The 13,819-nt window shown below is 64.5% G+C and carries 13 protein-coding genes, 2 tRNA genes and 3 pseudogenes; 2 read left to right on the top strand and 16 right to left on the bottom strand.

The window, feature by feature from the left end:
- Positions 1 to 31: 31 nt before the first annotated feature.
- From FOM02_RS33350 to FOM02_RS33300, 11 genes and pseudogenes are all read right to left on the bottom strand, one after another.
- Positions 32 to 280, bottom strand: a complete 249-nt coding sequence (locus tag FOM02_RS33350; protein ID WP_027561443.1) for a hypothetical protein — start codon at positions 278 to 280, stop codon at positions 32 to 34.
- 307 nt (positions 281 to 587) lie between these two features.
- The gene (locus FOM02_RS33345; protein WP_027561445.1) at positions 588 to 1,808 is read right to left on the bottom strand and encodes an ABC transporter substrate-binding protein; all 1,221 of its coding nucleotides are present in this window, start codon (positions 1,806 to 1,808) and stop codon (positions 588 to 590) included.
- Between the two features lie 251 nt (positions 1,809 to 2,059).
- Positions 2,060 to 2,135: transfer RNA gene (locus tag FOM02_RS33340), tRNA-Phe, on the bottom strand.
- 185 nt (positions 2,136 to 2,320) lie between these two features.
- On the bottom strand, positions 2,321 to 2,503 hold the full coding sequence (yacG, locus tag FOM02_RS33335; RefSeq protein WP_027561446.1) for a DNA gyrase inhibitor YacG: 183 nt from the start codon (positions 2,501 to 2,503) through the stop codon (positions 2,321 to 2,323).
- Positions 2,504 to 2,649: 146 nt separating this feature from the next.
- Positions 2,650 to 3,277: pseudogene (locus tag FOM02_RS33330) on the bottom strand (Maf-like protein).
- 154 nt (positions 3,278 to 3,431) lie between these two features.
- A complete protein-coding gene (locus tag FOM02_RS33325) occupies positions 3,432 to 3,899 on the bottom strand; it encodes a low molecular weight phosphatase family protein (RefSeq protein WP_027561448.1) in 468 nt (155 codons plus the stop codon).
- Between the two features lie 72 nt (positions 3,900 to 3,971).
- Entirely contained in the window at positions 3,972 to 4,469 is a 498-nt protein-coding gene (locus FOM02_RS33320) for a UPF0262 family protein (RefSeq protein WP_027561449.1), read from the bottom strand.
- Positions 4,466 to 5,761, bottom strand: a complete 1,296-nt coding sequence (gene hisD, locus FOM02_RS33315) for a histidinol dehydrogenase (RefSeq protein WP_027561450.1) — start codon at positions 5,759 to 5,761, stop codon at positions 4,466 to 4,468. The genes FOM02_RS33320 and hisD overlap by 4 nt, the downstream gene beginning before the upstream one ends.
- 145 nt (positions 5,762 to 5,906) lie before the next feature.
- On the bottom strand, positions 5,907 to 6,356 hold the full coding sequence (locus tag FOM02_RS33310; RefSeq protein WP_027561451.1) for a DUF2948 family protein: 450 nt from the start codon (positions 6,354 to 6,356) through the stop codon (positions 5,907 to 5,909).
- 80 nt (positions 6,357 to 6,436) lie between these two features.
- Positions 6,437 to 7,097 (bottom strand): annotated as a pseudogene (locus tag FOM02_RS33305) (epimerase).
- A 26-nt stretch (positions 7,098 to 7,123) separates the two neighbouring features.
- Positions 7,124 to 8,061, bottom strand: a pseudogene (locus FOM02_RS33300) (SDR family oxidoreductase).
- 85 nt (positions 8,062 to 8,146) lie between these two features.
- On the opposite strand from FOM02_RS33300, the gene FOM02_RS33295 reads away from it, so the two are divergent.
- The gene (locus FOM02_RS33295; protein WP_027561453.1) at positions 8,147 to 8,788 is read left to right on the top strand and encodes a TetR/AcrR family transcriptional regulator; all 642 of its coding nucleotides are present in this window, start codon (positions 8,147 to 8,149) and stop codon (positions 8,786 to 8,788) included.
- 170 nt (positions 8,789 to 8,958) lie between these two features.
- Here the strand turns inward: FOM02_RS33295 and FOM02_RS33290 are convergent, their stop codons facing one another.
- The 5 genes from FOM02_RS33290 to FOM02_RS33270 all read right to left on the bottom strand — a co-directional run bounded on the left by FOM02_RS33290 (position 8,959) and on the right by FOM02_RS33270 (position 13,159).
- Complete coding sequence (locus FOM02_RS33290) at positions 8,959 to 9,777, bottom strand: alpha/beta fold hydrolase (RefSeq protein ID WP_265440611.1); 819 nt, start codon at positions 9,775 to 9,777, stop codon at positions 8,959 to 8,961.
- Positions 9,778 to 9,905: 128 nt separating this feature from the next.
- Positions 9,906 to 10,415 (bottom strand): hypothetical protein, encoded by a 510-nt coding sequence (locus FOM02_RS33285; protein ID WP_027561455.1) that lies wholly within the window; start codon positions 10,413 to 10,415, stop codon positions 9,906 to 9,908.
- 189 nt (positions 10,416 to 10,604) lie between these two features.
- Positions 10,605 to 10,913 carry an EthD family reductase gene (locus FOM02_RS33280; protein WP_027561456.1) on the bottom strand — a complete coding sequence of 103 codons (309 nt, stop codon included), beginning with the start codon at positions 10,911 to 10,913 and terminating at the stop codon, positions 10,605 to 10,607.
- A gap of 326 nt (positions 10,914 to 11,239) precedes the next feature.
- Positions 11,240 to 12,946 carry an FAD-dependent oxidoreductase gene (locus FOM02_RS33275; protein ID WP_027561457.1) on the bottom strand — a complete coding sequence of 569 codons (1,707 nt, stop codon included), beginning with the start codon at positions 12,944 to 12,946 and terminating at the stop codon, positions 11,240 to 11,242.
- Positions 12,947 to 12,970: 24 nt separating this feature from the next.
- On the bottom strand, positions 12,971 to 13,159 hold the full coding sequence (locus tag FOM02_RS33270) for a hypothetical protein (protein WP_027561458.1): 189 nt from the start codon (positions 13,157 to 13,159) through the stop codon (positions 12,971 to 12,973).
- 316 nt (positions 13,160 to 13,475) lie between these two features.
- Here FOM02_RS33270 and FOM02_RS33265 point away from each other — a divergent pair.
- Positions 13,476 to 13,550 (top strand) — tRNA-Thr (locus FOM02_RS33265).
- Positions 13,551 to 13,819: the final 269 nt, after the last annotated feature.

Genomic DNA, 13,819 nt, shown 5'->3' with positions numbered 1-13,819 from the left:
TGCCGGGCGCTGCCCTTCGACCGAAGACCGCTCAGGCGGCTTCCGACATCGATTTCGCACGCTGCTCGAGCACGCCGATCGTCGCGACCAGATTGTCACGTCGCGCGCGAAGGGTCGCCGCGAGCAGCGGATAGGTCGGCTGCTGCGCGTCGAACACCCCGGCTTTCGCCTCTTCCTCGAGAATGTCGGTGTTGAGCAGCCGAACGCGCCACCACAGATCGGCGATCAACCCATCGAGCCGAAGTTCATCGGCAGCACCAGAACGGGACACTTCCTGCATCGCTTTGCCTCAACCTGAAACGGTCTCCATGCCGGGACCGAGCTTTGGCCCTGACTGAGCAAGCGGAGTGCCAGGAATGGTCGGACGCCATCGGGTTGCGGAATTGGCTGCGTGTCAGCGGGCGCTGGCGCGCACCTTTGCGCGGGCGGATGGCGGAGCCGCCTTTCAGGTTCCGGGGAGGTCTGTGAGGTTCAGCGAACGAGCGATGGTGCCCAGGGAGGGAATCACACACAACCACCGACACAGCGAGCTGTTGTCTATCCTTAACGAGCTGCTGTTTATCCTTAATATGGTGCCGTGAGCGGGATCAATCGGCGACAATCGGCCCAAACGCCTCCCATCGGTCGCCAGTGAAGCGCATCATTCGGAACTCCTTGACCACACGATAGTCGGCCACGCCGGTGTTGACGGAGAGCCCCGGGAGCAGCAGATCAAGTTTCACGCCTTTCAGGTTCGTCGCTTGCGCCATGACATTCTCGCGCGAGAGATTGTCGCCGCATTGCTTCAAGACCTCGACCAGCAGCTCGGCGGCGCTATAGCCATAGACCGTGAAGATGCTTTTCCGGTCGCCTCCCGGATAGTAGCCGTCCATGAAGGCGCTCCATCGCTTCATGCCTTCGTCATCACGCCAGGTTGGGTCCGTGGCCTCCTTGAATGAGCTCGCCGAGATGATGCCCTTTGCGTTCTGGATGCCTGCGGGAATCAGAACTGCGTCGATCGAGGACGAGCCGACGCCAAGGAGGTGAACGGGCTTCCAATCCAGCTCGGCCATCTTTCTGATGACCTGGGCGGCGAACTTCGAGGCAGCCATGTTGACGAGAACGTCGACACCGGCCGCCTTGAGGCGCACGACCTGCGAGTCAACGGTCGGGTCCGCCACATCGTATGAAGCGTCACTGACGATGAGTTCGGCTGCCCTTGCGCCGAGTGCTTCCTTCAAGCCGGTCAGATAATCCCTGCCACTCTCATCATTCTGGTAAAGCAGGCCGATTCTGGCATTCGGATAGTTATCCAGGATGAAGCGCGCGTAAACGCGAACCTCTGTGCGCAGATTGGGCGCAAATCCCATCGTCCAAGGGAAGTTGACCGGATCCTCGAAACGCGTCGACCGCCCGGCCACGAAAAGCTGAGGGATCTTGCGGTCATTGAGATATTTCTGGACCGCGATGTTCGAGGCATTGCCGAGCGTCTCGAATGTGAACAACACTTCGTCGCTCTCTATGAGCTTGCGGACCTGCTCGACGGTCTTGGACGGCGTCGCCGCATCGTCGTAGGAAATCAACGTGATCTTGCGTCCATTGACGCCGCCATGATCATTGATCATGCGGAAATAGGCTGCCTGCACCTTGCCGATCACGGAGGATGCCGAAAGCGGACCGCTATAGGGCATCGTCTGGCCGATCTTGATCTCGGTATCACTAGCGCCTGGACCATATTGACGATCACCCGCGAGCAAAGGCGGCGTGATGAAAAGTCCGGCCACAAGGATTGCCGCTCTGGCAGCATTCGTGCGCAAGCTCTTGCTCATCGCTGCAACCCATCGCTGGAGCGGAGCTCGCGGATCCGGGCGCCGTTCACGACATGCATGCTTCTTCGCTGACTGGAGAGCGCACTCATCGCGCCGGTGGCGAGAAAGCTGTTCAGCCGGATGGGATCAGAGCAGGCAAGCGCCGTCCAACGAGCCCTGCCCGCAGTGCGCTAGGAAATTTTCCTGATGTTCGGCAAGCCTACAATCGGCAACAGCCAGCAGCGTTGGGGCGGGGTGGCGTTGACGAGCTATGGTGCCCAGGGGCGGAATCGAACCACCGACACTGCGATTTTCAGTCGCATGCTCTACCAACTGAGCTACCTGGGCGTGCTGAGCGAAGGACCCAAGGCCCATCGAGCGGGCGGTTTATAGTGGGCTGAGAGCGGCCTGTCCACCCGGCTTCGCCAAGAGGCTTCGCCGGGCGCGGCCCGGCTGTGCACAAGCTGGGGCGGGCTAGCCGCGGCTGGCGCGCGGCGCGGCGGACATCCGACCAAGGCGTTGATATTGCTTATCTATTCGACGTCATCGACCTCGTCGTCGCGGCCGGGGATGACGTAGGAGCCCTTCAGCCAGCGGTTCAAATCGACGTCGCGGCAGCGCGAGGAGCAGAACGGGCGGGTGGCATGCTCGGTGGGCTTGCCGCAGATCGGGCAGGTTTTGAGCGGGCCGGTGGGCTTTTTGACCAGGTCGTCCATGACGGGCGCAGCTTACACGGGGTGAAGGATTTTAAGCGCCGGTCCGCAAACAGGTTTCGGGAGCAGCGGCGCATGTGCCCCAGTCGGGCCCGGCCGGGCCATTCTACTGTGCATGGGGTTGTTTTCGAGATTTTTATCGGCGCGGGTCAAACGGCGGTGGCGTTGAGCCAGCCGAAGCGGATCGGGAACCCCTCGCCGCCTAGCAGGGTCGTGGTCTCGTAGAGCGGCAGGCCGACCACGTTGCTGTAGGACCCGACCATCTTCACTACGAACGAGCCGGCGATGCCCTGCACGGCATAGCCGCCGGCTTTGCCGCGCCATTCGCCGGAGCCGATATAGGCCTGGATATCGTCCTCGGAGAGGCGCTTGAAGCGGACGCGGGTCTCGACCAGGCGCTGGCGGAACGCCTCGCGCGGCGTCACCAGGCAGATCGCGGTGTAGACGCGGTGGTTGCGGCCCGACAGCAGCCGCAGGCACTGCGCGGCTTCGTCCACCAGATTGGCCTTGGGCAGGATGCGGCGGCCGACCGCCACCACCGTGTCGGCGGAGAGGATGAAGGCACCGCGCAGCTCGTCGTCGAGCTGCACTGACTTCAGCGCCGCGTCGGCTTGGCCCGGGCAAGCGGTTGGCGCAGGCGCGCGGCAGCTCGCCCCGCCTCGGCGTCTCGTCGACGTCGGCCGGCCGGAGCGCATCCGGCTCGATGCCGGCCTGGTTGAGCAGCGACAGGCGCCGCGGCGAACCGGAGGCAAGTACGAATTTGGGGCGGCCGAGCATCAGGTGATTTGGGGGATGAAGCGGGGGTGAATTGCGCGCGGAACCTATCGGAAGGGGGCTGATTTCACAACCGGGAACCCGAGCTTAGGTGATTCGAGGCTTCCGATAAGCGTGTGCCTGCGCTCTGTGACGCGGGTGTTACGGGCCCTCGACGCTACCCGCTCGCCGCGCCGACCTTGGCAAACCGCCGGCGGATGCGCATCAGGAGCTGGTCGCAGACGTCGCGGTAGGCGGCAAGCTTCTGGTCGCGGCTGCCCTCGATGGTGGTGGGGTCGTGCGTCGGCCAGTATTCGACGTCGGCGGCGAGCGTGCGGGTCAGTTCCAGCGCCTTGTGGTGCGCCTCGGGCGAGAGCGTGATGATGAGGTCGAAATTGAGCCCCTCCCAATCCTCCAGCTCCTCGAAGGTCTGCGGCTTGTGCGTGGAGATATCCTGGCCGAGCTCGGCCATCACGGATATCGCGAACGGATCGAGCTCGCCCTTTCTGGCGCCGGCCGACTTCACGTAGAGGCCCTGCGGAAACATGTGCCGCAACAGGCTCTCGGCCATCGGCGAGCGCACACTGTTCATCGCACAGGCGAACAGCACCGATTGCGGATCGCGTGCGCGTGAGGGCGCAGCCATCGCTTACGCTCTTTTTGTTTTGCGCATGATCCGATCCGAAAACCGGTTCCCACTTTTCGGGATCATGCGCGTTCACCCCTTCCAATGAAGGACGGTGATGAGCGTGAACAGCCGGCGCGAGGTCTCGAAATCGACCCGCACCTTGCCCTTCAGCCGCTCCTGCAGCGTGCGCGATCCCTCGTCATGGATACCGCGGCGGCCCATGTCGATGGCCTCGATCTTGTCCGGCGTCGCGGTGCGGATCGCCTGGTAATAGCTGTCGCAGATCATGAAATAGTCCTTCACGATCCGCCGGAACGGCGTCAGCGACAGCAGATGCGCGACAACAGGCGTGCCGTCCTCGCGGCGGATGTCGAACATCAGGCGATTGCCGGTGATGCCGATATGCAGCGTGAACGGGCCCTGCCCGTCCGCGCCATCGGGCGCGAACAGATTCTGCTCGATCAGGTCGTAGATCGCGATCGCGCGCTCATGCTCGATGTCGGGCCCGGAACGGCCGATCGAGTCCTCGTCGAGCGTGACGCCGACGATGCGGTTCTGCGAGTCGTCCTGTTCGGGCGGCTTTGTCATGACAGATTGAGGCGCAATCCAATCGAGCGCGAATGAGCATCGAGGCCCTCCGCTTGTCCGAGCGTCATCGCGGCAGGTCCCAGCGCACGCAACTGGTCCGGACCGCATTTCAGGATCGAGGTGCGCTTCATGAAATCGTGCACCGAGAGGCCTGAGGAAAACCGTGCCGAGCGCGCTGTCGGCAGCACGTGGTTGGAGCCGCCGACGTAGTCGCCGATCGCCTCGGGCGTATGCGCGCCGAGGAACACGGCGCCGGCATTGCGGATCCTTGCGGCGAGCGCGTCCGGATCGGTGGTCATGATCTCGAGATGCTCGGCCGCGATGGCGTCGGCGAGCGGGATGGCGTCAGCGAGAGTCTTCACCATGATGATGGCGCCGAAATCGGCCCAGGAGGCGCTGGCGATCGCGGTGCGCGGCAGCGTCTTCAACTGCGCTTCAACGGCCTTCTCGACATCGGCGGCCAGACGCGCCGAGTCCGTGATCAGGATCGATTGCGCGCTGGCATCGTGCTCGGCCTGCGCGAGGAGATCCGCGGCGATCCAGTCGGCATTGCCGGTGTCGTCGGCGATGACCAGCACTTCGGAAGGGCCGGCTATCATGTCGATGCCGACCTTGCCGAACACCAGCCGCTTTGCGGCAGCGACATAGGCATTGCCGGGGCCGACGATCTTGGCGACCGGCGCAATCGTCGCGGTGCCGTGCGCGAGCGCCGCCACGGCCTGCGCGCCGCCGACGCGGTAGATCTCAGAGACACCGCCGAGATGCGCTGCCGCCAGCACCAGCGGATTGAGCTTGCCGTCGGGCGAGGGCACCACCATCACCAGGCGCGAGACGCCCGCGACTCTTGCCGGCACAGCGTTCATCAACACCGAGGATGGATAGGCCGCGGTGCCACCGGGCACGTAGAGGCCGGCGGATTCGATTGCGGTGTAGCGCCAGCCGAGCTCGACGCCGAGTGGGTCGGTGAAGCGCTCGTCCTTCGGCAGCTGGCGGCTGTGATAGGTCTCGATGCGATCACGCGCCAGCTTGAGCGCATCCAGCGTCGCGGCATCGCAGGCCTTCACCGCGGCGTCGATCTCGGCGGCGGTGACGCGCAGGCCGGATGCATCCAGCGTCAAGCGGTCGAACTTGGCGGTGGCTTCGAGCAGGGCCGCGTCGCCGCGTTTGGCGACGTCGTCGACGATCGCGCGCGCGGCGGCCTCGACGTCAGCGGAGACCTCGCGCTTGGCGGCGAGGAAGGCCGCGAATCGCTGGTCAAAATCGGCGCTGCTGCGGTCGAGACGAACGGGCATTTTTGGCTTGGCTTCCGGCTGGTCTTTGGGGCGGATTGGCTCACCCGGCCCCCTGCTCAATGGCGCGGCGGGAAAGCGGCGTCAACCCTTGGCGGGTGCTGCTCTGGCGACGGCCTGAGCCGGGCCGGCTGGTATACAGGCGACCTCACCCCTCCCCGTCGATCTCCAGTCCCGTTCCCAGTTCGTCCGCCCCAAGATCGGTCAGCTCGCATTCCAGGCATTCGACATCGAGGCGGATGGCGCCGCCCTGGGCGAACAAGAGCAGGGCGCTACCGCCCGGCTCCTCGGCGCGGCCGTCCTGGGGGTGAAACTCGATGCCGACAAGGTCCAAAACCTTGTCCGGCGCGTCGAGATCGATGTTGCGCGACTTGCAGGCGAGCACGCGGTCGAAGCGGAGCGCGGCGACCAGCCGGCGCGGCTCGGCCTCGCCCGCCAGCGTCTGCTCCCAGTCCAGCCGGTGCATGCCGACCACCAGCCGCTTCTCGCTCTGCCGCCAAATGATGTCGGAGGCCTGCACGCGGGCATCCTGGACATGGGTCGAGATCACGGCGAGATCGTCGGCATCGAGCGCGATCATCTTGAGCTGGGGAGACATCGCGGGCGCTTCTCCTTCAGGACGGACAGAGTCAACGCGCGCAGGCGCCGAAATTTCCCCACAACTAACGGGCCGGCCGGCTAGACGCTATTGATATCCTCCATCTCCAGCACCTTCCGCGGATACCCGTCCCGGGCAACATGGATCATGGCGCGGCCCATCTGCTCGGTCGAGGTGACGAGCGAAGGCGAGATCCGGCGCAGCACCGACCAGAGCGGCCAGGTTGCGGTATACACGGCCTGCACCCAGGCGGTCTTGGAACGGGCACCGTGCAGCGGCTGGATCGCCCCGGGGCCGGAACATGTAGGCGCCCTTGAACGGCAGCTTTAAGAGATCGTTCTCGGTCTTGCCTTTGACCCGCGCCCACATCCGCGAGCCCTGCTCGGTGGAATCGGTGCCGGCGCCGGTGACATAGGTAAAGGTCATCTGCGGATTGAGCCGCGCCAGCGTCGTCGCCGCGGCGAGCGTGAGGTCGTAGGTGAGATGGCGGTGGCGCTCCTCGCTCATGCCGATCGAGGAGACGCCGAGGCAAAAAAAGCAGGCGTCGAAGCCAGTGAGCCGGGCTTCGATCGCCGAATAATTCAGGAAGTCATCGTGGATGATCTCGGTAAGCTTGGCGTCGTGCACGCCGGTCGGGCTGCGGCCGATCACGAGCACGCGCGCGACGCCGGGGTCGATCAGGCACTCGCGCAAGACGCCCTGCCCGACCATGCCGGTCGCACCGAAGATGATCACTCGCATCGCGACGTCCCCACCGATGTCACGGCTCATGCGGCGACCGCGATGTCGTCGAAGGATATACCGGTCAGCAGTGCCGAGACATCCCACAGCATGGCCGCCGCGGCAAAGTCCTTCGCCTGCGGCATGATCTTCGCGGGCGCCGGCGGGCCCTTCAATTCATAGAATCCGTTCGGACCGTAATAGCCGCCCGGTTCTGCTCCGGGCGAGGTCGCGGCGAACAATGTGGGCAGCGCGCCTTCGGCCGCGGACTGGCTCATCAGCGGCTGGAGCAACCGGCCGACCCGCCATTGGAACGTGTTGGCGCCCGGCCCGTTCGAAATGAGATCGGTCCGCGCGTAGCCGGGATGCGCGGCAAGGCTCGTAATGCCCCAGCCGGCGGCAAGGCTGCGGCGCTGCAATTCCAGCGCAAACATCAGCATCGCCAGCTTGGACTGGCAGTAGGCCCGCCACGGACGATAGGAGCGCTTGCTCTGGAGATCGTCGAAATTGATCGCGCCGGAGCGGTGCGCAAGGCTGGAGAGATTGACGACGCGCGCGCCTTGGCGCGGCGAAGCTGCGGCAGGAGGCGTGCCGTCAGCGCGTAATGGCCGAGATAATTGGTGCCGAGCTGCATCTCGAAACCATCCTCGGTCTGCTGCCGCTTCGGCAGCGCCATCACGCCGGCATTGTTGACGAGGAGATCGAGCTGCTCGTTGCCGGCGGCAAAGCGCCTGGCGAAATCGGCGACGGAGGCAAGGCTGGCGAGGTCGAGATGCTCGTAGGCAATCAACGCATTGGGAAAACGCTCGCAAATGCCCTCGATCGCGCGCAGGCCCTTTGCGTCGCTGCGCCCGGTGAGTATGACAATGGCGCCGGCGCCCGCCAGCGCCATCGCCGTCTCGTAGCCGAGGCCGCCCGTGGCCCCGGTCACGACGGCGGTCTTGCCGCTGAGAGAGGGGATGTCTGCCGTCGTCCAGTCGGTCATGCCATGTCTCCGTTCGGGGGCTGGAATGAGGCCCGCGACGGCTCTAAATGTGCACTGAGTGCAAGTTTGCAAGAGGTGAAATGATTTGAAGGTTTCGAAGGCCATCGAAAAGCGTGCCAAGTCATTGCCGACGGAAGGAAAATCGCCGTCGTCTGCGGGCCTGCGACAACGCAAGCAGCAGGCGACCCGCGAGCGGCTGACCCGCGCGGCGATGGCGCTGTTCCGCGAGCGCGGCTTCGAGGCCACCACCATCGACGACATCGCAGCCAAAGCGGATATGTCGCGCCGCAGCTTCTTCCATTATTTCGCGTCCAAGGAGGACGTGGTCACCGCCTGGCAGGAGGATGCGGCAAGCGCGCTGGTCGCCGAGATCCTCGCACGGCCTGCGGATGAATCCATGCTAACCGCGGCGGAGAATGCAATCACGGCAGCGGTCAAGCGCGTCGATCCCGCCGAGGCAGCGGCGATGTCGCGGCTCAAGCGCGACAACCCCGCGCTTCACGCGCGCGACCAGCTCAAATACGAGAAGCTTGAGCGCGCGCTGGCTGACGGGCTCGCCCAGCGCGCGAAAAGCAAATCGGACAAGGCCAAGGCCCGGCTCGTCGCCATGATCGCCACCGGCGCGATGCGCGTCGGTGGCGAGAGCTGGATGGGCGAAGGCGCGCGGGAGAAGCCGGAGGTTTTCGTGAAGCGGACGTTCGAAACGATCCGGGCGATATTGAAGTAGCGCTTTTCCCCTCTCCCCTTGTGGGAGAGGGTGGCTCGCCGCTGAGCGGCGAGACGGGTGAGGGGTTGTCTCTGCTTACTCACTCGCAACTGAATTCGGCGGATAGAACCCCTCATCCGGCGCTTCGCGCCACCTTCTCCCACAAGGGGAGAAGGAAGACTCGTCACTCCTTAAAAAAACGCCAGGAGGTCCGCGTTGATGGTCTCGGCGTGCGTGGTCGGCATGCCGTGCGGGAAACCCTTGTAGGTCTTCAGCGTGCCTTTCTTCAGCAGCTTGGCCGACAGCGGGCCGGAATCGGCGTAAGGCACGATCTGGTCGTCGTCGCCGTGCATCACCAGCACGGGGACGTTGATCTTCTTGAGGTCTTCGGTGAAATCGGTCTGCGAGAACGCGACGATGCCGTCGTAATGCGCCTTCGCGCCGCCCATCATGCCCTGGCGCCACCAGTTCTGGATCACCGCTTCGGACGGTTTTGCGCCGGGACGATTGTAGCCGTAGAACGGGCCGGCCGGGAGGTCGCGATAGAATTGCGTGCGGCTGGCCGCGAGTTGCTTCTGCAGGTCGTCGAACACGCTCTTCGGAAGGCCGCCGGGATTGGCCGCGGTCTGCACCATCAAGGGCGGCACCGCGGACAGGATCGCGGCCTTCGCCACCCGGCTCTCGCCGTGACGCGCGATGTAGTGCACGACCTCGCCGCCGCCAGTGGAATGGCCGACATGGATGGCGTTCTTGAGGTCGAGATGCGCGGTGACCGCGGCGAGGTCGTCGGCGTAATGATCCATGTCGTGGCCGTCGGCGACCTGCGACGAGCGGCCGTGGCCGCGGCGGTCATGAGCGATGACGCGATAGCCGCGCGTGACGAAAAACATCATCTGCGCGTCCCAATCGTCCGACGACAGCGGCCAGCCATGGCTGAACACGATCGGCTGGCCCGAGCCCCAATCCTTGAAAAAGATCTCGACGCCGTCTTTGGTGGTGATGGTGGGCATGGTGGGGCTCCTTTAGTGAGAAACGTCATTCCGGGGCGCGCGAAGCGCGAACCCGGGATCCGGAGATTGCTGCGCGGGAGTCCGGGTTGGATGCGTTGCATCGCCCTGGAATGACGAGCGAATAACGATCAAGCAAACGTCATCGGCTTGTAGCGGCGCCAGGCGCCGATGGTGAGCAGCACGAAGAACACCAGCACGATGCCCTGCACCACTGCGAACACCGGGCCCGAGGGCGGTGCCGGCGGCACGGCGGGCGCGAGCGCGGCGAGCGCCGGCACCTTCAGGAACGACTGGATCACCAGCACGAAGACGTTGAAATAGAGCGAGATCATCGCAGTGACGATGTAGACCGGACGCCAGACCCCGGAGAGCTTCATGCCGTAGAGCGCGAAGCAGGCGATCGCGAGCAGCACCAGCGAGATGATGCCGATGATGTGCGAGGGCAGCAGCTCCTTGAACGGAAACAGGAAGCCGGTGGCGCTGGTGAGGATCGTGAACAGCAGGAAGATCGCGGTGAGGCCCGGCATCGACTTCGAGCCGAGCAGGCCGAACATCACGACAAGGCCGGCGGCGATGGCGATCAGGCTGATGATGACATGGACCAGTGTGAAGGCGGGCAGGCTCAACCCAAGGACCATGGCATCTCTCCTACGCTCTGCATTGAGATCAGAGTAGTATTACGCTCCTCATGGGATTGCCACATACGTTGTCGTCACATGCATGTGCGCGGCCATGCGTCATCGTGCGAATCGACAAACGCATGGCTGATTTTTTTGCAGCGCTGTCACAAACGACAGCAGGTTTTCGACGAAAGTCGAAGCGATCGTTCACACCTCCTTGGTGTCGAAGATCAGGATGTCAGCGCCGCCACTGGCGAATTTCGGCACGTCAGCGCCGGTCGCATTGCCTTCCGGGCTGGCGAATGCCGCCTGGATGTCGGCAACGCTGTCGAAGGTGAGAATGGCGACAAGATGGATTCCGGTCGCGCCGCCGGGAGATGCGACCGGTCCCTTGCTGACGGCGTATTTCTTCAGGCCGGGAAGTTTCTTGGCGAGTGGAATGTGGGTTTCGGCATAGTATTTGTCGAAGGCCGCGGCATCCTTGGGCGTTTTGTAGAGCACGACGATTTCAGCCATTTAGTCCTCCCGTTGAATCTCTTGTTCGCTCGTTCAGCCTTCGATCCTCATGGTGAGGAGGCGCGTTAGCACCCGTGCGGACGATGCTTCGCATCGCCGCGCGAACCATGAAGGCCCGGGGCGTCGTTCCGGGCCTTCATCCTTCGAGACGCGCTGCGCGCTCCTCAGGATGAGGGGAGATAGTCACGCATGACGCGGCAAAATGGCAAGCCTCATTCGACTTGCCATTTGCTTGTCTTGTCCTTGACTTATTGTTTGAGCACGATCTTTTCGGAAAACCGCTTCACACTTTTCGCTAACCCGGCCCTTCGGGTCCGGATCGTGCTCTAAAGCGCCGGTTTTGCGGCGTCGCCGAGATAGCCGTGCAGGGAGGCCACGACCTGTGCGCCCTCGCCGATGGCGCCGCCGACGCGCTTGACCGAGCCGGAGCGGACGTCGCCGACCGCGTAGACGCCCGGCACCGAGGTCTCGAGCGGCGCCACCAGCTTGCCCTGGTTCAGCTCGGACTGCGCGCCGGTGACGACGAAGCCGCCGCGATCGAGCGTCACGCCGCAGCCGTCGAGCCAACCGGTGGCGGGATCGGCGCCGACGAACAGGAAGAGGTTGCGGATCTCGGTTTCATCCTCGTCGTCCGACAGCCGGCTCTTCCAGCGGATACGCCGCAACAGCGAGGTCTCGTCGCCCTCGAGCGCGGTGATCTCGGTGTTGAACATCAATTCGATGTTCGGCGTCGCTTCGATGCGCTCGATGAGATAGCGCGACATGCTGGCCCCTAAGCCGCCGCCGCGGATGATCATCAGCACGCGCTTGGCGTGGCCCGACAGGAACACGGCCGCCTGCCCCGCCGAATTGCCGGCGCCGACCAGCGCCACCTCTTCGCCGGCGCAGAGCCGCGCCTCGACCGGCGAGGCCCAGTACCAGACGCCGCGGCCCTCGAACTTGTCGAGGTTGGCGATGTCAGGCCGTCGATAGCGCGCGCCACTCGCGACCACCACCGCGCGCGAGCGCAAGGTGTCGCCGCAATCCAGCGCCAGCGCGAAGGCGCCGTGGGCGCGCGAGCAGTCCAGCGATTTCACCGACATCGGAATCATGATCTCGGCGCCGAATTTCTGCGCCTGGGTGAAAGCGCGCCCCGCCAGCGCCTGGCCCGAGATGCCGGTGGGAAAGCCCAGATAGTTTTCGATGCGTGCGCTGGCGCCGGCCTGGCCGCCGAAAGCGCGGGTGTCGACGACCGCGACCGACAGACCTTCGGACGCCGCGTAGACCGCGGTTGCAAGTCCCGCCGGTCCGCAGCCGACGATCGCAACGTCGTAGATGCGATCGTCCTTGGCGCCGCCGATCATGCCGATCGCGCGGCCGAGCTGGGTTTCGCTGGGATTGCGCAGCACGGTGCCGTCGGCGGTGACGACGAGCGGCCAATCCTCCGGCTTCGGCGAATAGCGCGTGATGATCTCGGCCGCGTCATGCTCGCTGTCGGGGTCGAGCAGATGATGCGGCTGGCCGTTGCGGGTGAGAAAGCCTTGCAGGCGCACCACGCCGGCGGAGTGCGACGGCCCGATCAGCACGGGCCCGCCGATGCCGCCCTGGATCAGATTAACCCGGCGCAGGATCAGCGCGCGCATGATGCGCTCGCCAAGCTCGGCTTCGGCCACCAGCAGCGCACGCAGCCGGTTCGGCGGAACGAGGAGCACCTCGACCTCGCCCTCCGCGCGTCCGTCGACCAGCGCCGGCCTGCCCGAGAGCTGGCCGAGCTCGGCCAGGAACTGTCCCGGCCCCTGGTCTATCACCGGCGTGACGTGGCCGAGCCCGTCGCGCTGGGTGATGGCGACGTGGCCCGCCAGCACCACGAACATGCCCGGCCCTTGTTTGCCGGTCTCGAACAGCAGCTCGCCGTCCTTATAGCGCCTCAGCTCGCCGAAATGGCGCAGGCGCTCGATCTCGGCAGGCGCCAGCGCCGGAAAGGTCTGCTCGGGACGCGTGAACTGCGCCATAAGCGCGTTCCTGTCGGTTCGTTGCACCTCGTCCTGGGCCATCGTCATTCTCGCTCATTGCAAAATCTAGCCGCCGGCCTTTCCGGCGGCTCCCTCGTCGAGGGAACCATCGTCGTTTAGCGCGGGCTCGGTGCCTGCGGCGCGTTCGCGCGCCTGCAGCTTGCGCCGCTTCAAATTTTCGCGCAGCGCCGATTTCAGCCGGTCGTCCCGGGACGTCTTCGCCTGCTGTGCGCGCTTGTCGTTCTCGTCAGCCATCACGGCTCCATTCACGGGATCGGCGATAACATGCCCCATCAACGTGGCAGCTCAAGAGGCGCGCGCAATTCGATCGTGCGAAACTCCAAATGAGTCGAATCCGCCAAGTGGGCCAACTGGCCAGTTGGGCGGGGATATCGGAACCCGAATCGGCAGAAAGTCGACGGTTTCGCGCCAAAACGGGCATTTTGGCCTTGATATCGGACCGATTTTCTCGTTTTGACGGGACTAGCAAGCTTGCACAGGAGGGGGGCTTGTGGCAGATATCGGCCCGCTTGGTAGGCCCCCTTGGCGGCCGATTCTGATCCCAGCACATGCTGCCGTAGCTCAGTGGTAGAGCACTCCATTGGTAATGGAGAGGTCGACAGTTCAATCCTGTCTGGCAGCACCATTTCTTCGGTACAATCACGCGCAGATCAGCATTCTCGCGGCACCAAATGCCCGAGTTTTGCTCTCCTCTTTCGCCCTCCTGAACTGAAGAGGGCGCAGGGAAGGCCGGGTGCCGGCTGGCACCCATGATCCGCTGCGTGAAGAATTTGCACACGCAAATGCGCAGGCGGGAAACAGGTGGGCCGGAAAACACCCGGCCTTCCCTGCGCGATGGTCTGACGGCTTATACGCGCTCTCCCCGGAGCCGAGTTCCTTCTGGCCTCCGTCACC

This window comes from Bradyrhizobium sp. SEMIA, assembly GCF_014844175.1.
Taxonomy (GTDB): Bacteria; Pseudomonadota; Alphaproteobacteria; order Rhizobiales; family Xanthobacteraceae; genus Bradyrhizobium; species Bradyrhizobium arachidis.
The sequence above is the reverse complement of the archived record's forward strand: the minus strand, read 5'-3'. Positions and strand labels throughout refer to the sequence as shown.